Source organism: Gordonia terrae (assembly GCF_051789125.1).
Classification (GTDB): Bacteria; Actinomycetota; Actinomycetes; order Mycobacteriales; family Mycobacteriaceae; genus Gordonia; species Gordonia terrae_A.
Genome location: NZ_CP196526.1, coordinates 757,427 through 778,178, shown reverse-complemented (window position 1 = coordinate 778,178; position 20,752 = coordinate 757,427). Strand labels below are relative to the sequence as shown.

The following is a 20,752-nucleotide window of genomic DNA, read 5'->3' as shown; positions in this document are numbered from 1 at the left end:
GCCGCCGATGGTGTTCGACGATCAACGAGGTGTTTCGGTTGTATGCAAATAACGTGCATTCGGCAGCCCGGCGGTCGCTCTCATGACGCTCTGCTCACGCGACGGCCTTCCCGGCGCCGCGGATCGATTTGTCGGCCGTGGTGTCGAAGTGCAAGCTCTGCAGACCTTCCTCGCGGAGCATCGCCTGGTGACGCTCACCGGCCTCGGCGGGATGGGCAAGACGCGCCTCGCGTTGGAGGTCGCGCAGGCAGTCGTCGGTGAGTTCCGGGACGGTGCAGTCCTTGTGGAGCTCGCAGGTGTGCGGGGCCCGGGCGCGGTCAACCGCGCCGTCGCGGATGCGCTCGGCTTACGCGACGACTCCCTGGATGTGGGCCTTGCCATCGTGGGGAGCGTAGCGAACCGCGAACTTCTGCTCGTCCTTGACAATTGTGAGCACGTGATCGGTGAGGCAGCCGACCTAGTGGGGGGCCTGATAGCCGGCGCGCCTCGGGTGAGCGTTATGGTCACCAGCCGCGAAGTACTCGCGGTCACGGGAGAACTCGTGGTCGAGATCGCGCCGCTGTCGCTGCCCGAGTCCGACGAGCCCGACGAGGTGATGCGGTCCGACGCCGTGGCGATGTTCGTCGACCGTGCACGCCTGGTAAGGCCGGATTTCGAGGTCAACTCGCAGAACCGTCCGCAGGTTGCCGAACTATGCCGTCGGCTGGATGGGATGCCACTGGCTCTGGAACTCGCGGCCGTACGGTTACGTGCAGTGTCGGTGGACGAGATGCTGTCGCGCCTCGATGACGTGCTGTCGCTGTTGGTTCGCGGAGGTCGGACGCGTCCACGCCGGCAGCAGACTATGCGCGCGACTCTCGATTGGAGCCATGAGCTGTGCTCGACTTCCGAGCGACGCGCCTGGGAGAGGCTATCGGTGTTCACCGGAGGGTTCACCATCGACGCTGCTTGTTACGTGCTCGACGCCGACGCCGACATCCTCGACCTGCTGGAAGGACTGGTGGACAAGTCGATCGTGAGCCGCGCCGGAGCCTCGGAGCCGGGGCAGGACCGTTATCACCTCCTCGAGGTGATTCGACAGTATGGCGCGGAACGTCTGGAGCGCTGCGACGACAGGACCCGTATCCGTCGCGCGCACGCCGACTATTACCGGGGCATAGTGTCTTCGGGCGCGCCCGAGGAAGCCGAACTCGGAGATCTGTACTGGTTTCGAATGATTCGCAGAGAGATGGCGAACATTCGCACCGCGTTGCAGTTTTTGATGACCGAGGGCGACCAGACCCGGGCTGTCGACGTCGTCACCGCACTGCAGCCGTACTGGTTTCACACCGCTGGTGCCACGCGGGAAGGAATGCGCTGGGCACAAATCCTTCTGGAGCAGTGCTCGCTGTCGAAGACCCACCTCCTGCAGATCCAGTCGCTACTGAAAATCCTGGAGTGTTTGCTCGGTGATTCCGCCTCGGCAGGCCGCGTGGCCGAGGCGATTCTGCAGTGGGAAGGCACACCCGAGTATACCGCGCTAGCAGGACAATTCATGCTGGGCGACGCTTTGATGGCTAGGGCTGCCAACGACAACGCCGGAGCGATCGCGTTCGCTGAGGCGGCGGCAGAGCGTGCCCAGTTCGACGAAGATCCGCATACCCGCATGCATGCTCTGCTGGTGGGCGCCACAGTCGCCCTGGATTTGAACGACGATGCCCAGTCAGCGTCATTCTGCACCAGACTCGAGGAGACAGCAGACGCGCACAAATCGCACCTCATGAAGGCGAATGCGAAATGGATCGCAGGTGTTCTGAAGCAACGACATGTCGCTGATCTGGTTGCTCCGCGTGCAGAACTCGCCGAGTCCATCGCGCTGTTTCAGTGTTTCCCGGGGGCCTCCTTGTCCGCCTGCTCAGTCGCGGCCACCGCCTACGTAGCCTCGGGATTGGGTAAGAACGAGCATGCCGCAACACTTCTCGGTGCGGTCGGCCGGATGTGGAACGTCCGCCAACTCCCGTTGACGCGCGACACAACCAGGCGAATGACCCGGCAGACCGAAGCGGACTGTCGCCGGCTGCTCGGCGATGACCGTTACGGAAGTCTTGCCGCGGCGGGTGGAGACCTCGATGACGCTGCCGTGCTGCGATTAGCCGCCGAGGCGTTGCGCGAGGACGTCGTCCGCCCCCGGGGCCCGGCGGTCCCGGGGGCGGACGCGCACCCGCTGTCCAGACGCCAGTTCGAAGTGGCGAGGTTAGTGGCCGAGGGTTTGACCAACAGTCAGATCGCCGAGCGGTTGGTCATTTCGCACCGCACCGCCGAGTCCCATGTCGCCAGCATCCTGCTGAAGTTGGAGTTTCGATCACGATCCCAGATTGCGGTGTGGGTGAACGAATTACTCCATCACAGCCCCTGAGGTCGCGCCCTCGGCTGCTGGATCAGCCGGCTGAGAGCGCGCCAGGCCGAGACGCCGGGCCGCGGATTTCCCGATGGCGAGTGCCCGACCGACCGCTGCGACCAGTGCATCGGGATCCGGTCCGCTCATCGCGCGCCAGGCGATGTGTCCGTCGGGTCGGACCAGAAGGCACCCGTCCTCCTCGATTGCACACCGTTGTGCCCACTCGCCCAGCGGGTCCCGGTAGCCATGGCTCGCGCCGATGAAGCGGGCGACCACGGGTAGGCCGTACAACGCCTGTACCCGGTCCAGGGCGGGCAACCATCCCGCACCCCCGCGACCGGTGATCAACGTGAACTGACCGCCGCCGACCAGATCGACGGTCGACACGCGGCGCCGATTCCGCTCCACCCATGCGTGCGGAAGGTGTTCGCCCGGCGCCGTGGAGGGCACGTAAATCAGATCGTCCACCGTGCCAGGGTCGAGCGGTTCGACGTCGTGGCTGGTGGTGTCCGTGGCGTTCGGATCGTCGTAGCGATAACCCAGCTCGACGCCATGCGCATTGAAATTGAAGTCCATCAGTTTCCGGAACTCCGCAACTGCGGCCCGGGCCTGCTTGCCCTCCGGTGAATCGGCATCGATTCCGGCGACGACCTGTTGCTTCTGTTCACTGGTCATCTCCGGCTTCAACCCAATGGCTGTGCCGAGCGAAAACACCTCCGTGACAGACTGATACGCTCGATCGACGGCCCGGCGGCCCACCGGTGCACGCTCATCGGAGTAGGTTTCCAGCAACGCCGCGCCGGCGACCCCAGTGAGGACCAATTGGAGCTTCCACGCGAGGTTGTAGGCATCGGCAATCGACGTGTTGCTTCCCAACCCATTCGTCGGTGGGTGCCGATGTACTGCGTCGCCCATGCAGAACACCCGTCCCGCAGAGTACCGCGGGGCTGCCGCATGGTTCACCGACCACGTGCTCACGTTCTTGACCTTGACCTCGACGGTCGGATCTCCTATCGAGGAGCGGACCTTCTCGATCACTTCGGCGTCCGTGGGGACACGTCCAGCGGGGTCAACCCATCCGCACACCCACTCGTTCCACGGCGCGACCATGGTGAAACTGCAGAACTCGAAATCGATCGGCCACATGCACCACGCCGGCCGGTAGGAGAAGTACTGCGCGAGGTCCACCTCGACCCAGGCATACACGGTGCGTAGGAGGTCCAGTTCGCCGCTGACGGAGAGTCCGATCTGCTCTAGCACCCGGCTGTTGGCTCCGTCGGCGCCGATGACGTACTCGGCGCGGACGATGTACTCCTGACCGGACGTGCGTTCCAGGACGCTGACGTCGACACCGTCGCCGTTCTGCGTGAGACGCAGGAACTCGTTCTGGTACCGCAGATCGACGAGTCCGGTTTGGAGTGCGGCGTCAGCAAGAATCGGTTCCAACACGTTCTGGGGAACGTTCAGCGGCAGGTGCCTGCTGGCCGCGCGGTAGCGCCGCTGATCCTCCAGTCCGGCACCCCAGGCCGGTACCCGTGCTGCCTCCGGGCCGGAGAGCGTCAATGCGAACAAGCTGAACGGCGCTTCAGCCAATGGCACAGCCCGTTCCTCGACATCATCGATCACGCCGAGATCGGCCAGTATCTCCAGAGTCCGCTGGTTGGTGATGTGCGCACGCGGCGTGTGTGCCAGACCGGCATAACGGGTGATCACGACGCTCGGAATCCCCATCCGCGCCAGGGCGAGTGCGGAAGTCAGCCCCGCCGGTCCGGAGCCGACGATCAACACGCGGGCGTGCTCAGACCTCGGCGGAGCTGAAATGACATCTGGAGTGGTTGACATCTGACTCTCTAGTTCTTGCATGTCGCTCGGCTGCAGCGACTGACGGGTTGGGGTGTGGTGTGGTGGCCGGACGACTCACCAGGCGACGACTGTGGCCAGCGGTGATGAGTCGCCTCTGACGAGGTCCTGATAGAAGGCGGGTAGGGCATCGGGACCCAGTTCCTGTCCGGATAGCAGCAGCGGGTCCAGCGATCCCACGGCCAACAGCTTGAGGTACGCGGCCCACTGGTCCGCCAGAGACCACAGGCCGGGTCGGGAGTCCGCGTCTGGCCGCGCCAATATGTGCATGAGTGACAGCGAGGCGTTCTTGAGCATCAGACCATCGTTGAGCTCCAGGGACACCGGCTCGGGGGTGCGCGCCGCCCCGATGACACGCCCGAATCTGCCTACGGCGTCGATGGCGAGCTGAAGCGACTCGCCGTTGCCGCCGGCGAGATCAACAGTGAAGTCAGCTCCGCCGTCCGCTGAGACGGCCCCTCGCCAGCCGTCGCGGTCGTCCGGCGAGAACACCGCATGAGCTCCCGATCTCAGTGCGAGATCCCGCCGATGCGGATCTGGGTCGATGCCGATCACAGGGACGGCACCCGCGGCCCGCGCAGCTTGAACCGCGAGCTGACCGATTAGACCCAGCCCGACGATCACTCCGGACTCCCCGAGCTCTACCCGGGACCGGCGAACGGCGGCGATGGCGACATCGGCGACGGCGAAGAACAGGGCCTTTCGCGGATCCGTGCCGTCAGTTACCCTGAAAACCAATTCCTCGGCGGCCGCTACCCGGGTCGCGTGGCATCCGTAGCCACCGTTGGTGGTGAACACGGTCTCGCCGATTCGAGTCGGGTCACAACCGTGCCCGACATCTTCGACGCGGCCGATCAAGGAATAACCGGGATGGAACGGAAAGCCGGCCCCAGGGAACGGGAATCGGCTCTTAGTCGACAACCAGGCCCGCTCGGTTCCCGGACTCACGAGAGTGAGCGCGGTGCGGATCAGGACCTGACCGGGCCCCGGCGCGGGTTGGCTGAAGTCTTCGACCGTCGCGATCATGGGCTCAGGCCAGACCACCCGGCGGTCAGATCCGCCTGTCATCTTCCAGACCCACTCATCATTACAGCGCCGGCCTCTTGGGGAACGAGGTGCCATCAGCCATCTGATGTCCCCAATTGCTCGTCACCACATAGTGCGCCGGGGTCCACGTCTCGTCGTCCACGAGCGCGCCGTTCCAGCCGTATTCAATCTGGAATCCGGACGGTGTGACGACATAGAACGAGATCATGTGATCGTTGGAGTGCTCGCCCATATCCATCGCCATCTCTGCGGCGCCGGACTTCACCTGGTCGAGAGCGCGACCGACATCCTCGAGCTTGGTCACCTCCAGCATCAGGTGACCCAACCCGGTGAGATTCGGGATGCTGGCGACAGCTACCGAGTGATGACGAGGGTTGATGTGCATGAAGACTGCATCGGTGCCCATCACGTCGATGGTGTCGGTCGGTCTGAACCCAAGCACATCTCGATAGAACTCCACCGTCTTCGCCGGCTGCTGACTCGACAGGAACAGATGACCCAAGCCCAGCTCGTCACATACGAAGGTGACCCCGCGGGGTGATGCGAAGGGTGCGAAGTCACGGGTGAATCCGAGGTAGAACTCCAGAACCAGTCCATCGGGATCTGTCACTGTTGCCAACCGCCGGACCCGGCGTTCTTTGGCCAGTTCGTCGTCTTCATTAGCGTCGTACCCGTGATGGCGTAGATGTGCGACCAATGCCTCGAAGGTCTCTGTGTTGGGCATCTCCCAGCCTGCCGCGAGCAGCGCGTCCGGACCGGGGGGCCCGTCTACCACCGCGACGCGGTAGATGTAGTCATCGGTTCGGAAGTACGCCCTGTCCTCGCGAGATTGGGGTACCTCCTGAAGTCCTAGTACATCTCTGGCGAACGTGCGCCATTCGCTGACCGGACCTCTGACGACGACGTAGCCCAGGGAAGAAATGCTCATGAGTGTTGCTCCTTTGTTTGTAAGCACTGTCGCACCCGGCGTTCTATTCGTCTAATAGATAGGCTGAATCGCCTCCATTCACTAGCCTGATGGCGTAAGCGGCCCTCGACCCCCATCTCGTTCATGAGCGACCGGCCTGGGCCAGCACCGTGCCCGACTCGTCAGTCGATCTACGCCAGGTCTCCCGTTGTCGAGAGCGACCGGCTGATTCCCTTCGCCGCGGTGCGAACCGCGGATTCAAGCCGGTCCAGTCGCATGGTGTGAGGGACCAACAGACCCAGTGCGGCCTCGACGTCACCGGATGGACCGGTGACCGGGGCCGCGACCGAACAGACCCCCGGCGTGAGTTCTTCACGGCTGTGCGCGACGCCTGCTCTGCGAACCTCGGCCAAGCTCGCCATAAACCGGCCCGGTTGCACGATTGTTCGCGGCATGAGCCGCGGTAATCCTCGTGACACGTATTCGCGTGTGAATTCCGCCGGCGCATACGCGAGCAACACTTTGCCCGCAGCAGATGCATGCAATGGAGTTCGTCCGGCGACCTGGGTCAGGTTCACAACGGACCGATCGTGCGACAACTTTTCGATACATAACGCCTCCGACCCGTCCAGCACCATCAACTGGACGTTCTGCGATGTCGCAGCAAAGAGGTCGTGCATGCAGGACAACGCACGAACGCGCAACGTGTGTTGCACGGATGCAGAGGCAGCAACCTGCCACAGCCGCTGTCCGATCCGGTACTTCCCGTTCGACTGCCGCTCCAAGCCGCCCCACTCGACCAGTTCCACGATGAGTCGGCGCGTGGTCGAGACCGGCAGACCGGCGATATGGGCGATGTCCGAGAGCGACAGTTCGGTGCGGGACACGTCGAAACAGTCCAGGATCGTCAGCAACCTGCGAGCCACGGAAGCTCCCGGTTCACCAACCCCGCCCGACATACATTGTCCTCCCATGCCTCTCGATGGTTCCAGGCTTGCACGCCGACCGTGACGCAGCAAGCACCCGCTTGAGCATGATGACGCCACCGGACCATGATAAATACTGTTGATGTTGATGATTCATGCTATTCATTTGAAATATGCCGTGCGGGCCGATTGACTCGGTAGACGGCCGTGGTCAGCACCCACTCTCGCTACCTGGCAACCAAAGTGCGGAGGGACCTGTTGTGACCACACATATCCTGGTGATCGGTGGCGGTATGGGCGGACTCGCCTGCGCCGTGTCGGCGTTGCAGGCCGGCGCGTCATGCACCCTCATCGAGAAGGGTCCGCGACTCGGCGGCTCGGCGGCACTGTCGAATGGCATGTTGACCACTTACGGCGATCTCGACCGGTTTCGGGCGTGCGCACCCAACGGCGACGAGCAACTACAGACACTCGTGTGTGAGTCCCTGCCGGATGCGGCAGCGTGGTTGCAGACTCTTGGGGTCGAGTTGCAAGTGCTTCCAACAGTTTTCGATCGATACGAAGGCTGGGCTCTGTCGCCACAGCAACTGATCTCGCGGGCAGCGTCTACAATCGCCGACCTGGGCGGGACCGTCCACAGCGGCACCTCGCTGGACCAACTGGCACTCGGTGACAACGGCGAGGTAACTGGTGCATATGTAATCGACGACTCCGCTACCCGACGCAAAGTCGCCGCGGACGCAGTGGTGCTGGCCACCGGCGGTTTTCAAGGTAGTCCGGAACTGCTGGGTCGCTACGCCGGAATCGACGCCAGTTCGGTCGCACACCGATCGAATCCGTGGAGCACCGGTGACGGCCTGACGGCCGCGGTCGCCGTCGGCGCGGGCACCACCGGGGGCCTTAGCGGCTTCTACGGACATGCCCTCCCCGCTCCACCTGCGCGGCACACCGCGGAGACATTCGCGGACCTCTCCCAGTACTACGGATGCAAGTCGGTTGCGATCAACATGGCGGGGCACCGCTTCATCGACGAGACGGCCGGAGCGTTCGAAGAGAACGTCAACGAGGCACTTGCCCGGCAGCCGCGCGGCCTCGGCTTCTACGTCTTCGATGACGCGACGGCACAGGAGCCGACCTCGACGGCCATCACTGCGCCGCCGTCCGTGATAGCCGCTCGCGCCAAGAAGGCCGGTGGTGTCGTGCTCACTGATCCGACACTGGAGGGACTGGCCGCGCGAATCGGCGAGCTAGGGGCTCCACCGGCGGTTGTCGCTGCGACGCTTACGAATTTCGCGGCGGCGATGGCCGGCGGCAACGCCGCCGGCCTCCCCGTCTCACGTACCGGTATCGGCACCACCCTGGCCCACGGGCCGTTCACCGCGGTCCATGTGCAGTCAGCCATCTCGTTCACCACCGGCGGAATCGCGGTCGACGACCAGCTACGTGTAATGCGCAAGTCCCACTCCAGCGCCCCGCGGTCAGCCTCCTGGATCACCGATGCGAGGGACTTCCGGTTCACTCCTATCTCAGGTTTGTACTCGGTGGGGGCCGACATCGGCGGTGTCAGCAGCTCTGGGTATGCGGGCGGCTTGGCGACCGCCCTGACCACAGGACGTGCGGCGGGCCTCAATGCTGCCGCAGATCGTTGAATTGCTCGTCCGCTGAGCAGCAATGAAAGGCCGCGTCCCCGTCTCTATTCGATCACAGTGGTCTCATGACGCAAAACGGCTCCGCCGCATCACCATTGAACATGATCCAAGATGAGCTCAGCATCCGCTCGCTCATCGATGACTGGGCCTTGTACCGCGACACAGGACAATGGGGCCGGTTCTCTCAGATCTGGCACCGCCGCGGTCGAATGTCCACGACCTGGTTCAGCGGAACCGCCGCGGAGTTCATCGAGGCCAGTAAGCGGGCGCACGACAACGGTCTCGACGTCATCCACACCATGAGCGGAACCTCGGTCCGCATCGTCGGGAGGCACGCCGTCGCACAGACCAGAATGGCGATCACGCAGCGGGCCGCATTGCGCGACGTCGAGGTCGACGTGACCTGCCACGGTAGGTTCTTCGATTTCCTTGCCGCAACAGACGACTTCGGCACGGACGTCCACCGAGGTTGGCGGCTGGTGCGACGGCAGCCCATCTACGACCGCGACCGGATGGACTCTGTGATACCAGGCGCCGAGCTGTCGTTCGATCCTGTAGTGCTGTCACGGTTTCCCAGCGAATACAGATATCTTGCCTACTTGCAAACGCTCCACGGGCACAACGTTCGTAGTGACATGCCGGTGACCCGCGGAGCGGAAGTGGATCAGTTATACATCCAGGGTGATTCGTGGCTGGCCGGTGCGACGATTGAGGAGATTATCTGACGAGCGACAGACGTGGCTGCCGTCTGCGACCATCACCGCGTCACTTTCACTTCCCCGCCCACCGGGCATTGTGCATCGCCGAGATCGCGACGCACACCCTGCACAACATCCTCCCTATCCGCCGTGCCGTAGTCCGTCACCCGCACATGTGGGCCCACTACGGCGGCGGCAATAATTGCCGAGTCGGTGGTCCCTGATCCCGACACCGCGATCATGACGTCGCCTGATCCCACGACGGCGCTGTGACCTCGCCGGCCACGTGGACCCGCAGACCGAGATGCATCAAACGCATCGCAGCCATGGGTCGACGAAGCGCCGTTGCGCTCGTCCTCGTCGTGGTTCCGCTTGCCGGATCCGATAACCGGAACGGAAACGCTACCGCGAGAAGGACGGATCGCGGTTCAGGCGTCCTGGATACGCGCGAACGGCTGGGCGGCCTCGAGTTCGTAGGCCAACTCCAGCAGGGTGCGCTCCTGGCCGAGGTCGGCGGCGAAATGGACGCCGATCGGCATTCCCGACTCCGCTCGTCCGAGCGGGAGACTGATCGCCGGGGTTCCCGCGGTGTTGTTGGCCGGGGTGAACGCGATGAACCGGGTCAGGCGGTCCATCGCCTCGTCGAATTCGACTGCGGGGTCGAGGTATCCGATTTCCGGGGTGGCGTGCACGACGGTCGGGGTGAGGATGACGTCGAACTTGTCGTGCAGTCCGCGGAACGCGTCGGTCGACCTGTGCAGGCCACGGACCGCGCCCGGCAACCGATAGAAGTGGCGCAACGCGTTTCGCGACAGCCCACGGGTGAACGAATCGACCTTCGAGCGGTCGAATCCCTTGTCGACGACTCTCTTCCCGAACCGGTCGAGCGCGAACGCCAGCAACGACCAGTAGTCGATGAAGTCCTGCACGTAGTCACGATCCACGGGCAGCGGCACCATCTCGGTGCGGTGGCCCAGCGACTCGACCAGGTCTGCCGCCTCGGTGAGGCACCGCTGGGTGTCCCGGTCGAGGAGAGTCCCCGTCAGCGGCTCGGTGATCAGCGCGACCCGCAGCCGCTCGGTTCCGGGCCCCTCGACCATCCCGAGCGGCGGCAATTCCGGCGCCGGCCGGAATCCCTGTGTGTCGGCGAGGAATCGGGCGGTGTCGCGCACCGACCGGCTGACGATCCCGTTCGACACCAGATCGATGGGTGCGTCCTTGGTCTCCTTGGACGGTTCGACGCGCCCGCGGGTCGGCTTGAGGCCTACGAGACCACAGATGGCGGCGGGGATCCGGATCGACCCTCCACCGTCGTTGGCGTGGGCGATCGGCAGAGCGCCGGCTGCGACCAGTGCGGCCGAACCGCCCGACGAGCCACCCGACGAGTAGTCGGTGTCCCACGGATTGCGGGTGGGTTCCCGGTCGACGAACTCGGTCGTCGAGGTGAGCCCGAAGGCCGGCATCGTCGACGCGCCGATGACGTTGACCCCGCTGGCCAGGAACTGGTTGGTGAACGCCTCGTTGGCCTCGGCGGGCCGCTGCGGCACTGCCGCCGAACCGTGGCAGGTCGGCAGGCCGGCGAAGTCGGTGTTGTTCTTGATGATCGACGGCACGCCGATGAACGAGCCGAGCGGGAAGTCGTTGTCGACGGCGCGTTTACGCGCACGCTCGCGGTCGTCGAAGGCGATCGCATTGAGTTGCGGATTGACGGCGTCGATGCGGGCGATGGCCGCTTCGACGGCCTCGGCGGCCGAGATCTCTCCGGAGGCGATGGCGTCGGCGATCCCCGTCGCGTCGAGGTCGCCGAGCGCGTCATCGGTGAACGCGTGCACGTTTTTCATGCCCGGACCCTATCGTCTCGGGTCGTCTCCTGACATCGACAGGACGTCGGCGATCAGTGCGGAGACGTGATCGTCGTCGATCGGGAGCCCGAAGACCGCATGGTGGTAGAGCGGCGCGATCACGTGATCGAGGATCTGACGCACCGAGGGCGTCGACTCGTCGCGCGCGCGAGCCCGGTCGATCATCTGCTCGGCTTGCTCGCGACGGATCTCCCAGCACGGGCACGCGTCGACGAGGCCCTCACGCGCCGAGACCATCGCCCGCAGGTAGGCACGGCGCTTGGGCCGACCGATGTCGGCCGCGATGATCTGGGCCCATTCGGACAGATCGTCGGCGAGCCTCCCGGTGTCGGGGAGGGGCTCCCCCTGCGTCAGGGCCGCGACCGCCACCTCACCGAGCAAGGTGTCGATCGTCCCCCAGCGCCGGTAGATGCTGGTGGGGTTGACGCCGGCGAGCTCGGCGACCTCCGGGATCGTCATCGTCTCGCGGCTTCCCGCACCGACCAGCTGCCCGACTGCTGTGTAGACCGCCGATTGCACGCGAGCGCTGCGCCCACCGGGGCGCCGGGGCGGCGAAGCGGGGCCACCGGTTGTCGGTTTCTCAGGGATGCGGGCCGTCGTCATAGACGCCATTATTGCAAAGCCGATTGCTTTTGTGTGGCGGTCCGGGCTACTTTCTCAATGCAACTCTGTTTGCTTTAAGGAGACCTCGTGGCGCCACTGCACCCCCATCGCGCGTTCTGGTTGATCGCGGCGACCTACATGATGGTCCTGTTCGCATCCGCGGCACCGTCGCCGCTGTATCCCGTCTACCAGGAACTCTGGGGATTCTCCGCGCTCACTCTGACCCTCGTCTTCGCGGTGTACGTGGTGACCATGCTGTTGAGTCTCCTCACGGTCGGGTCGCTCTCCGACCATGTCGGCCGACGGCCCGTCCTCGCCGTCGCGCTCGTCCTGTTGATCGCGAGCATGGTGCTGTTCGTCGTCGCCCAGGACGTCGGCACCCTGCTCGCCGCGCGGGCTCTGCAGGGCCTGGCCACCGGAGCCGCCATGGGCACGCTGACCGCGACGACGGTCGATCTGCAGCCCTCGGCCCGTACCGGGTCGACGATCATCGGCGCGGCCCCGGCGATCGGTCTGGCGAGCGGGGTCGCCGTGGCCGGTGTGCTCGTCGAGTACGCACCTGCACCGCGCGTCCTGGTCTACGAGATCATTCTCGGACTGTTCGCCGCATTGCTGATCGCGCTGCTCGTCGTCCCGGAGACCCGCGAGCGGGTCGGCTTCGACTCCCGACGGCACCTGGCGGGCACGCTCGCGCCGCAGATTCGCGTACCCCGCGAGGTCCGCACGGTGTTCCTCGCCTCGGTCCCGACCCTCGTCGCCACCTGGTCCCTCGGCGGCCTGTACCTCTCCCTCGGCTCCTCGGTGGTCTCCCGCGTGTTCGGAGTCGACAACCACGGCGCGGCGGGTGCCATCCTGTTCGTCTTCTTCGCCTGCGCGGCTGTCACGTCCCTGCTCATCACCGATCGTCCGGCGTCGGTCAAGGCGGCGTTCGGATTCCCCGCACTCGCCGCCGGTGTCGTGATCTCACTGGCCGGGGTCCTGTCGGCATCGCTGCCCCTCTACATCGTCGGCTCGATCATCGCCGGCTCGGGCTGGGCCGCCACGTTCCTCTCCGCGATGGACAACATCACCGCCGCGACCCCACCCGCCCAGCGTGGTCAGGTCTTCTCGTCGGTGTTCGTGGCGAGCTACCTCGCGTTCAGCGTCCCAGCCGTGATCGCCGGAATCATCGTGTCGCACATCGGGTTGCGCGCCACCATCATCGGTTACGTCGGTTACGATCTGGTGATGGTGTTGGTCGCGGCGACATTCGCGGTGACGGTTCACCGCCGGGCGACGTCGGCGACCCGCCCTGCCGCGAACGGCTCTCCTGCGCAACCGGAACCGGCCCGCAAGGGCTGAGTCAATCCACGACAGGCGGTCGCCAGCCGACCATCCGTGTGGCCAGCTCCGCGTAGAAGTCACCCATCTCCTCGGGCGAGAGTGAACTCCCGTCGCGATACCACCGCGCGACGTCGATCCCCATGGACAGGACGGCATTGGTGGTCGCGAGCGAGTCCGCGACATCGAACCCCGCGTGTTCGATGCCGGCGTCGACGATCGCCCGAATCCGCTGGGTGATCTCCCGGCGCATCGCCATCACGGTGTCGAGATGGTCGGCGGCCAGGGCATTGAGTTCGTAGTTCACCACCCGACCCCAGACGTGGTCGCGGGCGTGGTGGGCGGTGAACGCGTGGACGCAGGCCCGGAGACGTTCGCTCGGCGGCGCCGCGGGATCGTCGGCTTCGTCGATGGTCGCGAGGATGGAGCGGTGACCGGCGTCGGAGATCTCGAAGAGCAACTCTTCCTTCGACCGGAAGTGGACATAGACGGCGGCAGAACTCATCTGAGCACCGTTGGCGATGTCGCGCGTGGTGGTCGCGTTGAAGCCCTTGGCCGCGAACGCCTCGACGGCGGCACGCAGCAGCCGGGCCCGGGCGGCCACGGGCCGCACCTCGGGTGCCGGGTCGGCGGACGGGACCACGTTCATCCCCTGTCGTTCGGAATCGGAAGCGGAGTCGGGATCGGACACTGGGTCCGAGCCGGCGGCGGCGATTGACAGCGTCGGGCCGGCGCGGCATCATGCAACCTACCACTAAGCAAGCGCTTAGTCAGTGGTAGATCGGCGGGGTTGGATCGGCGGGTCGAATCGGCCGGACTTAACAGCAGGAGCGCCTCGGCGGAGGCCGTCGCCCGTACGGACATCCTCGACAGGAGTAGAGAAGAACCCATGCAGCTGAAATTCAGTCCTGAAGAAGAGGCCTTCCGCGAGGAGTTGCGCGGCATCTTCGCCAAGGTCCCCGAAGACGTCCGCAAGCGGTGCGAGGAGGGCAAGCTCAACTACCCCGAGGACCTCGTCACCACCACCCGCATCCTCAACGAGCACGGCGTGGCGACGCCGAGCTGGCCCGCGGAGTACGGCGGCAAGGACTGGACCCCGATCCAGCACCACATCTACCGCGAGGAGATGAGCCTGGCGTTCGTCCCCGACATGCTCCCGTTCAACGTCGGCATGATCGGTCCGGTCATCGCGCAGTTCGGGTCCGACGAGATGAAGGAACGCTTCCTCGCCAAGACCGCCAATCTCGACATCTGGTGGTGCCAGGGGTTCTCCGAGCCCGAGGCCGGGTCCGACCTCGCGTCTCTCAAGACCCGCGCGGTCCGCGACGGCGACCACTACGTGATCAACGGTCAGAAGACCTGGACCACGCTCGGCCAGTTCGCGGACTGGATCTTCTGTCTCGCCCGCACCAATCCGGACGTGAAGAAGCAGGCCGGCATCAGCATGTTCCTGTTCCCGATGGACACCCCGGGCGTCGAGATCCGTCCGATCCAGCTGATCGACGGCAGCTACGAGGTCAACGAGGTCTTCTTCAACGACGTCCGCGTCCCCGTGGAGAACATGGTCGGCGAGGAGAACAGCGGCTGGACGCAGGCCAAGTTCCTTCTCGGCAACGAGCGCAACGGCATCGCCCGGGTCGGTTACACCAAGGCCAAGCTCGCCCGTGCCAAGGAGTTGGCCAAGCAGACGCGTACCGCCAAGGGGACGCTACTCGACGATCCGCTGTTCGCGGCACGTCTGGCCGAGGTCGAGAACGAACTGCTCGCGCTCGAGCTGACCCAGCTGCGGGTGGCCGCGTCGTCGGCCGACGGCAAGCCGAACCCCGCGTCGTCGCTGCTGAAGCTGACCGGTAGCCAGCTGCAGCAGGCCGCGATGGAGCTGATCGCCGACATCGCCGGCCCCGACTCGCTGCCGGTGGCGCAGCTCGACGCGTCGGCACCGAACGGCAGCGCCGAGGTGAGTGCACCGGAGTGGGCACAGCTCGCCTCCCCGACCTACCTCAACTACCGCAAGGTCACGATCTACGGCGGCTCGTCGGAAGTGCAGCGCCAGATCATCGACAAGGCCGTCCTGGGCCTCTGAGCCCCGGCCACGACTCTTTTCAGACCTTCACCTAAGGAACACCATGGATTTCGAGCTTTCCGAAGAGCAGGGGATGCTGCGCGACACCGTTCGCGAAGTCCTCACCAAGACCTACGACGTCGAGACGCTCCGCAAGGTCACCGACACCGACCTCGGCTGGAGCGAGAAGGTGTGGAAGTCGTTGGCCGAGATCGGCATCCTCGGCCTCACCTTCCCGGAGAACGAGGGCGGCATGGATGCCGGCCCCGTCGAATTCACCAGCGTCATGACCGAACTCGGACGCGCACTGGCGCCCGAGCCCTACCTCGACTCGGTCCTCGTCCCCGGTTCGCTCCTCGCGCTCGCCGACGACGCCACCCGCACCGAGCTGCGCACCGCGCTGGCATCCGGCGAACTCCTGATGGCCTTCGCCCACACCGAGCCCGGCGACCGGTGGCCGGAGGCCCGGGTGGAGACCACCGCGTCTGCCGACGGCGTGCTGAACGGCACCAAGAGCCTTGTCGGACACGGCGATTGCGCAGCCAAGCTGATCGTGTCGGCGCGCGACGACAGCGGGGTCGGCCTGTACCTCATCGACGCCGACGCCGAGGGTGTCACCCGCACCCCGTACCGGACACACGATCGTCGGCGCGGCGCGCAGATCGAGTTCAACGACGCGAAGGCCACGCGTCTCGGCGATGGGGACGCCTCGCAGACGATCTCCGACGCGGAGGTCGGCATCCAGACGGCGCTGTGCGCCGAAGCCGTCGGCGCGATGGAGCGCAGCCTCGACCTCACGGTCGAGTACCTCAAGTCGCGCAAGCAGTTCGGTGTCACGTTGTCGTCGTTCCAGGCACTGACCCACCGTGCCGCCGACATGTACGTCCAGCTCGAACTGGCTCGCAGCCTGAGCCTGTACGCGACGTCGGCGCTGGCCGACGGCATCGCCGACCCGATCATCGCGTCACGGGCGAAGCTGCAGATCTGCCGGTCCGCGCGTCTGGTCGGCCAGGAAGCGATCCAGATGCACGGCGGCATCGGCATGACCGCCGAGTACCCGATCGCTCACTACGTGAGCCGCCTGACCGCGATCAGCCACACGCTCGGCGACGCCTCCGAGCATGTCACCCGGCTCGCGGAGAACGTCGACTCCTACAAGATGCTCAGCGTCGGCTGACATCCCGACTTCCGGACACGCGCCGGAAGGGGTGCCGCGGGCCTGTCCCCCGGCTACTGTCCTTCAGCGAAGGTCCTGTGCGCTCCTCGCGTGCGGGCCCTTCGCTGAAGTCGTTGTCGGGCGGCAGCCCGCCGAAGTCGTTGTCGGGCGGCAGCCCGCCGAAGTCGTTGTCGGGCGGCAGCCCGCCGAAGGTGTCGTGAGCCGAGAGGGAACCGGATGGAACTGTTGCGGGACAACCTCGCCGCGGGCGCGTCGTTCAGCCTGGTCGCAATCGCCTTGCTCGTCCTCGGATTCGTGGCGCTCGACCTCGTGACGCCCGGCCGGCTGCGACAGCTGGTGTGGGTGGAGCACAACCGCAACGCGGTGTTGCTGACCACGTCGATGGTCATCGGTCTGGCGATCGTGCTGGTGTGTTCGGTCATCGACACCGAACTCCTGGAGTTGTGGCGCGCACTGCTCTACACCGCGGCGTATACGGTGCTCGCGATCGCGGTGATGATGTGGTCGTTCGTACTGATCGACTGGCTCACGCCCGGCAAGCTGGGCACGCTGCTGTTCGACGGCTCGCCGCGTGACGATGCTGATCCGGGCGTCGGCCGCAGTGCCGCCGACGACCATCCCGCGGGTTGGATCACGGCCGCGGTCTTCGTGGCCGTCGGCGCCGTCATCGGCATGACCCTGCTGGTCTGAGTTCGACGCGACGCCGCTGGTCCACGCACTTTCCGGGGTTGACTCAAGCACCCGAAGATGCTTATTGACCCTCGGCCAACAAGCCCATAGGGTGGGCGACCATGACCGCAGCACTCATCGAGGAATCCATCGACATCGACGCCACGCCCGAGCAGGTGTGGTCGGTGATCTCCGATCTGAAGCGCATGGGCGAGTGGAGCCCCCAGTGCAAGAAGATGATCGTCCGCGGCGGCACCGTCGAGTTGGGGACCAAGACCATCAACATCAACCGCCGGGGCCCCCTGGTGTGGCCGACCACCTCCAAGGTCGTGCGCTTCACCCCCAACCAGGAACTCGGTTTCCGGGTCGCGGAGAACCACACCATCTGGAGCTACACCATCACCCCGAAGGACGCGGGCGTCACGGTCACCGAGCGGCGCGAGGTCAACGGGTCGACCACCAAGGTCTCCTCGGTGCTGGTGGACAAGCTGTTCGGCGGTGCCGACTCCTTCGACGCCGAACTGAAGCTCGGCATGGCCGAGACGCTCGGCAAGATCAAGCGCGCCGCCGAGTCCGAGTAGCCCTTCGAGACGCTCGCTCCCCGGCAAGCGGCAATCAGGTTCCGGCGAGCTTGTCGATGAGCTCGGGGAGGTCGGCAACCGAGTCGATGACGTGGTCCGGGTAGGGCCCGAATTCGTCACGCTGCAAGGCACGCAGCGCCTCCTCGCGGAACTTGCCGGTGCGCACCAACACCCCGACCAGTGCCGCCGCCTGCGCGCCCAGGACGTCGTTGTGCAAGTCGTCGCCGACCATCACGACCTGGGTGGGTTCGAGTCCGAGGATGTCGGTCGCGGCGCGGAAACCGACCGGTGACGGTTTGCCGACGGCCTTGATCTTTGTGCCCGAAGCCTTTTCGAGACCCTCGAGGTACACGCCGGTGTCGATGCACAGACCGCTGTCGGTCGACCACGTCATCGACCGGTGCATCGCGATCACCGGCACCCCGTCGAGGAGCATCTGCAGCACCGTCGACAGCGTCGAATGGGTGAACACCGAGCCCGCTCCGCCGAGCACGACGACCTCTGCCGTCGACGGGTCGTCGGTGAGTTCGACGCCGGTCATGTCCTCGGCGATGGCCCCCTGGTTGAGGACCCAGACCCGTTTGCCCGGATAGGTCGACGCGACGAACTCCGCGGTCAACTTGGCCGCGGACAGGATCTCGTCCGGATCGACCTCGAAACCGCACTCGTCGAGGGCCCGGGCGATGTCCCCGCGCGACCGGGACGTCGTGTTGGTCAGGAACATCCGCGGGATACCGCGGTCGGCTAGTTCGGAGACCGCCTCGACCGCACCGGGCAGAGCCTTCCACGAGGTGACCATCACCCCGTCGATGTCGAACAGCAGACCCAGTGCCATGCGCACGAATGTAGTCCCGCAGTTGCCGCGTCGCAGAACAGGCCTCGCGCGGAACCCCGACGTCGGGGACACGCCGAGGGCACCTGGCATGCTGTGCGCATGCGTACCGTCGTAGAGCATCAAGGCGTCGTCGCGGCGCTGTTCGGCGCTCCCGAACCCGTGCTGATGAAGGTCCCCGACGCCATGGGGCTGGCGACGTCGACCGACGTCGACGCCCCCCTGTCCCTACCCGGTTTCGACAATTCGGCGATGGACGGATTCGCGGTGCGGTCGCTCGATCTGGCGGGCGCGTCCGCCGACCGTCCCGTCGTCCTGCCCGTCGCCGCCGACATCCCGGCGGGCCGCACCGACGACCTCGAGCTCGAGCCGGGTACCGCGCATCGCATCATGACCGGCGCACCGCTGCCCTCCGGCGCCGACGCGGTGGTGCCCGTCGAACTCACCGACGCGGTCGTCGGCCCGGTCGCCGCCGCCGCGACGGTCACCTTCACCGGGCCCGTCCACGCTGGCAAACACATCCGGCGGGCGGGCTCCGACATCGAGCGCGGCACCCGCGCACTCCCCGCCGGGACGGTGATCGGCGCACCCCAGATCGGTCTGCTGTCCGCGCTCGGCATCGCCGAGGTCACCGTGGCCCGACCTCTGCGCGTGGTGGTGCTCTCCACCGGGTCCGAACTCATCGAGCCCGGAAATGCGTTGCGCCACGGTCAGATCTACGAGTCCAACGGGGCCATGCTGACCGCGGCCGTCATCGAGGCGGGCGCGACCGGACGCCACCTGCACTTCGTACCGGACAACACCGCGGACTTCACGGCCCGTCTGGACGAGGTCGCCGACGAGGCCGACCTGATCATCACCTCCGGCGGAGTCAGCGCCGGTGCCTTCGAGGTGGTCAAGGACGCGTTGTCGGCCACGGGGACCGTCGAATTCGTGAAGGTGGCCATGCAGCCCGGGATGCCGCAGGGCTGCGGCCTGTACGGATCCGCTCGCGGCGCACAGGTGCCGATCATCACCCTGCCGGGCAATCCCGTGAGCGCACTGGTGTCATTCGAGGTGTTCATCCGGCCGGCGCTGCGTGGCGCCATGGCGCTGCCGCCGAACCGCGACCGGGTCTCGGCGCGGCTCGGCGCCGACATCCGCTCGCCGCGGGGCAAACGGCAGTTCCTGCGGGGTGTGCTCGCCGCCGGGGAGTCGGGCGCGGGCGTCGTGGTGGACCCGATCGGCCCGCCCGCCTCGCATCATCTGCGTTATCTGGCCGAGGCAGATGCCCTCATCGACGTGCCCGCCGACATCGACGAGGTCGCCGCGGGATCCCCCGTCGACGTCTTGCTCCTGCGCTGACGAGCGGGCGCCCGGACGCGGCGCTCTAGAGTGGACGCCAGCGCACCCGTCGTCGAGGTGCCCCCCATCGGAACCGGCCTGCTGACAGGCCAGAGGAGGTTGATCGTGGCCCGACGTCCGCGTCCGGACGGCAACGGCGACATCGGTCGTGTCGCCCATTTTCTCGACCTGGCCCGTGAAACCGTCCCTCCGGTCCATCCCGCGGGTGTGCCGTTCGTCGCCGGCCCGGCGGCCGTGGCCCTGCTCGGCCGGCGGCATCGCTGGATCTCCCGGCCCGCTCTGCTGGCCGCGGGCGCGTGTGCTGCATTCTTCCGGCACCCGGCCCGTGTCACCCCGAGCGAGCCCGGCGTGATCGTCGCGCCCGCCGACGGGACCATCGCCCTGGTCGACGAGGCGGTGCCGCCCGCCGAGTCCGGGCTCGGCACCCAGCCGCTCCCCCGGGTCTCCACATTCCTGTCGATCTTCGACGTCCATGTGCAGCGGGTGCCGATCGCGGGCACGGTCACCGCCGTCACCCACACGCCGGGCGCGTTCGTCTCGGCCGACCTCCCCGAAGCGAGCCGGGACAACGAGCGCACGACGATGACGATCCGCACGAACGGCCCCGGCGGACACGAGCTCGCCGTCGTCCAGATCGCCGGCCTCATCGCTCGCCGCATCGTGTGCGAACCGCAGGTCGGGGACAGCCTCCGGATCGGGGACACCTACGGTCTCATCCGGTTCGGGTCGCGCGTGGACGTCTACTTCCCCGCGGGCACCCGCCCTCGTGTGTCGGTCGGTCAGCGCGCGGTCGGTGGCGAGACCCCGTTCGCGTACCTGGACCAGTGACCCGAGCCGC

18 protein-coding genes are annotated in these 20,752 nt (G+C 66.1%); 10 read left to right on the top strand and 8 right to left on the bottom strand.

The window, feature by feature from the left end:
- The first annotated feature begins 82 nt into the window (after positions 1 to 82).
- Positions 83 to 2,395, top strand: a complete 2,313-nt coding sequence (locus ACSUZC_RS03535) for an ATP-binding protein (RefSeq protein ID WP_439031545.1) — start codon at positions 83 to 85, stop codon at positions 2,393 to 2,395.
- Here the strand turns inward: ACSUZC_RS03535 and ACSUZC_RS03530 are convergent.
- The 4 genes from ACSUZC_RS03530 to ACSUZC_RS03515 all read right to left on the bottom strand — a co-directional run bounded on the left by ACSUZC_RS03530 (position 2,375) and on the right by ACSUZC_RS03515 (position 7,117).
- Positions 2,375 to 4,165: an FAD-dependent monooxygenase gene (locus tag ACSUZC_RS03530; protein WP_439031544.1), complete on the bottom strand. Its 1,791-nt coding sequence runs from the start codon at positions 4,163 to 4,165 to the stop codon at positions 2,375 to 2,377. The genes ACSUZC_RS03535 and ACSUZC_RS03530 overlap by 21 nt on opposite strands.
- A 129-nt stretch (positions 4,166 to 4,294) precedes the next feature.
- Positions 4,295 to 5,263, bottom strand: a complete 969-nt coding sequence (locus ACSUZC_RS03525) for a zinc-binding dehydrogenase (RefSeq protein ID WP_439031543.1) — start codon at positions 5,261 to 5,263, stop codon at positions 4,295 to 4,297.
- Between the two features lie 61 nt (positions 5,264 to 5,324).
- Positions 5,325 to 6,212: a VOC family protein gene (locus ACSUZC_RS03520; protein ID WP_439031542.1), complete on the bottom strand. Its 888-nt coding sequence runs from the start codon at positions 6,210 to 6,212 to the stop codon at positions 5,325 to 5,327.
- Positions 6,213 to 6,382: 170 nt separating this feature from the next.
- Positions 6,383 to 7,117 (bottom strand): IclR family transcriptional regulator, encoded by a 735-nt coding sequence (locus ACSUZC_RS03515; RefSeq protein ID WP_439031541.1) that lies wholly within the window; start codon positions 7,115 to 7,117, stop codon positions 6,383 to 6,385.
- A gap of 260 nt (positions 7,118 to 7,377) precedes the next feature.
- Here ACSUZC_RS03515 and ACSUZC_RS03510 point away from each other — a divergent pair, with 260 nt between their 5' ends.
- Together ACSUZC_RS03510 and ACSUZC_RS03505 are read left to right on the top strand one after the other, a co-directional pair.
- Positions 7,378 to 8,766 (top strand): FAD-dependent oxidoreductase, encoded by a 1,389-nt coding sequence (locus ACSUZC_RS03510; protein ID WP_439031540.1) that lies wholly within the window; start codon positions 7,378 to 7,380, stop codon positions 8,764 to 8,766.
- Between the two features lie 65 nt (positions 8,767 to 8,831).
- On the top strand, positions 8,832 to 9,491 hold the full coding sequence (locus tag ACSUZC_RS03505) for a nuclear transport factor 2 family protein (RefSeq protein ID WP_439031539.1): 660 nt from the start codon (positions 8,832 to 8,834) through the stop codon (positions 9,489 to 9,491).
- Between the two features lie 401 nt (positions 9,492 to 9,892).
- Here the strand turns inward: ACSUZC_RS03505 and ACSUZC_RS03500 are convergent, their stop codons facing one another.
- Together ACSUZC_RS03500 and ACSUZC_RS03495 are read right to left on the bottom strand one after the other, a co-directional pair.
- Positions 9,893 to 11,305, bottom strand: a complete 1,413-nt coding sequence (locus ACSUZC_RS03500) for an amidase (protein ID WP_439031538.1) — start codon at positions 11,303 to 11,305, stop codon at positions 9,893 to 9,895.
- 9 nt (positions 11,306 to 11,314) lie between these two features.
- The gene (locus tag ACSUZC_RS03495; protein ID WP_439031537.1) at positions 11,315 to 11,929 is read right to left on the bottom strand and encodes a TetR/AcrR family transcriptional regulator C-terminal ligand-binding domain-containing protein; all 615 of its coding nucleotides are present in this window, start codon (positions 11,927 to 11,929) and stop codon (positions 11,315 to 11,317) included.
- Positions 11,930 to 12,016: 87 nt separating this feature from the next.
- On the opposite strand from ACSUZC_RS03495, the gene ACSUZC_RS03490 reads away from it, so the two are divergent.
- Positions 12,017 to 13,270 carry an MFS transporter gene (locus tag ACSUZC_RS03490; RefSeq protein ID WP_439031536.1) on the top strand — a complete coding sequence of 418 codons (1,254 nt, stop codon included), beginning with the start codon at positions 12,017 to 12,019 and terminating at the stop codon, positions 13,268 to 13,270.
- 1 nt (position 13,271) lies between these two features.
- Here ACSUZC_RS03490 and ACSUZC_RS03485 read toward each other — a convergent pair whose 3' ends face one another.
- On the bottom strand, positions 13,272 to 13,898 hold the full coding sequence (locus ACSUZC_RS03485) for a TetR/AcrR family transcriptional regulator (protein WP_439031535.1): 627 nt from the start codon (positions 13,896 to 13,898) through the stop codon (positions 13,272 to 13,274).
- Between the two features lie 240 nt (positions 13,899 to 14,138).
- On the opposite strand from ACSUZC_RS03485, the gene ACSUZC_RS03480 reads away from it, so the two are divergent.
- From ACSUZC_RS03480 to ACSUZC_RS03465, 4 genes are all read left to right on the top strand, one after another.
- A complete protein-coding gene (locus tag ACSUZC_RS03480) occupies positions 14,139 to 15,332 on the top strand; it encodes an acyl-CoA dehydrogenase family protein (protein WP_238421794.1) in 1,194 nt (397 codons plus the stop codon).
- A 43-nt stretch (positions 15,333 to 15,375) separates the two neighbouring features.
- Positions 15,376 to 16,488 carry an acyl-CoA dehydrogenase family protein gene (locus ACSUZC_RS03475; protein ID WP_439031534.1) on the top strand — a complete coding sequence of 371 codons (1,113 nt, stop codon included), beginning with the start codon at positions 15,376 to 15,378 and terminating at the stop codon, positions 16,486 to 16,488.
- A gap of 216 nt (positions 16,489 to 16,704) precedes the next feature.
- Entirely contained in the window at positions 16,705 to 17,178 is a 474-nt protein-coding gene (locus ACSUZC_RS03470) for a DUF350 domain-containing protein (protein WP_439031533.1), read from the top strand.
- 101 nt (positions 17,179 to 17,279) lie between these two features.
- Positions 17,280 to 17,738 (top strand): SRPBCC family protein, encoded by a 459-nt coding sequence (locus ACSUZC_RS03465; RefSeq protein ID WP_439031532.1) that lies wholly within the window; start codon positions 17,280 to 17,282, stop codon positions 17,736 to 17,738.
- Positions 17,739 to 17,772: 34 nt separating this feature from the next.
- On the opposite strand, the gene ACSUZC_RS03460 is transcribed toward ACSUZC_RS03465, so the two are convergent.
- Positions 17,773 to 18,573, bottom strand: a complete 801-nt coding sequence (locus ACSUZC_RS03460; protein WP_439031531.1) for an HAD-IIA family hydrolase — start codon at positions 18,571 to 18,573, stop codon at positions 17,773 to 17,775.
- A gap of 99 nt (positions 18,574 to 18,672) precedes the next feature.
- Between ACSUZC_RS03460 and moeA the strand changes: the two genes are divergently transcribed.
- Complete coding sequence (gene moeA / locus ACSUZC_RS03455) at positions 18,673 to 19,914, top strand: molybdopterin molybdotransferase MoeA (protein ID WP_439031530.1); 1,242 nt, start codon at positions 18,673 to 18,675, stop codon at positions 19,912 to 19,914.
- Between the two features lie 105 nt (positions 19,915 to 20,019).
- A complete protein-coding gene (locus ACSUZC_RS03450) occupies positions 20,020 to 20,742 on the top strand; it encodes a phosphatidylserine decarboxylase (protein WP_439031529.1) in 723 nt (240 codons plus the stop codon).
- Positions 20,743 to 20,752: the final 10 nt, after the last annotated feature.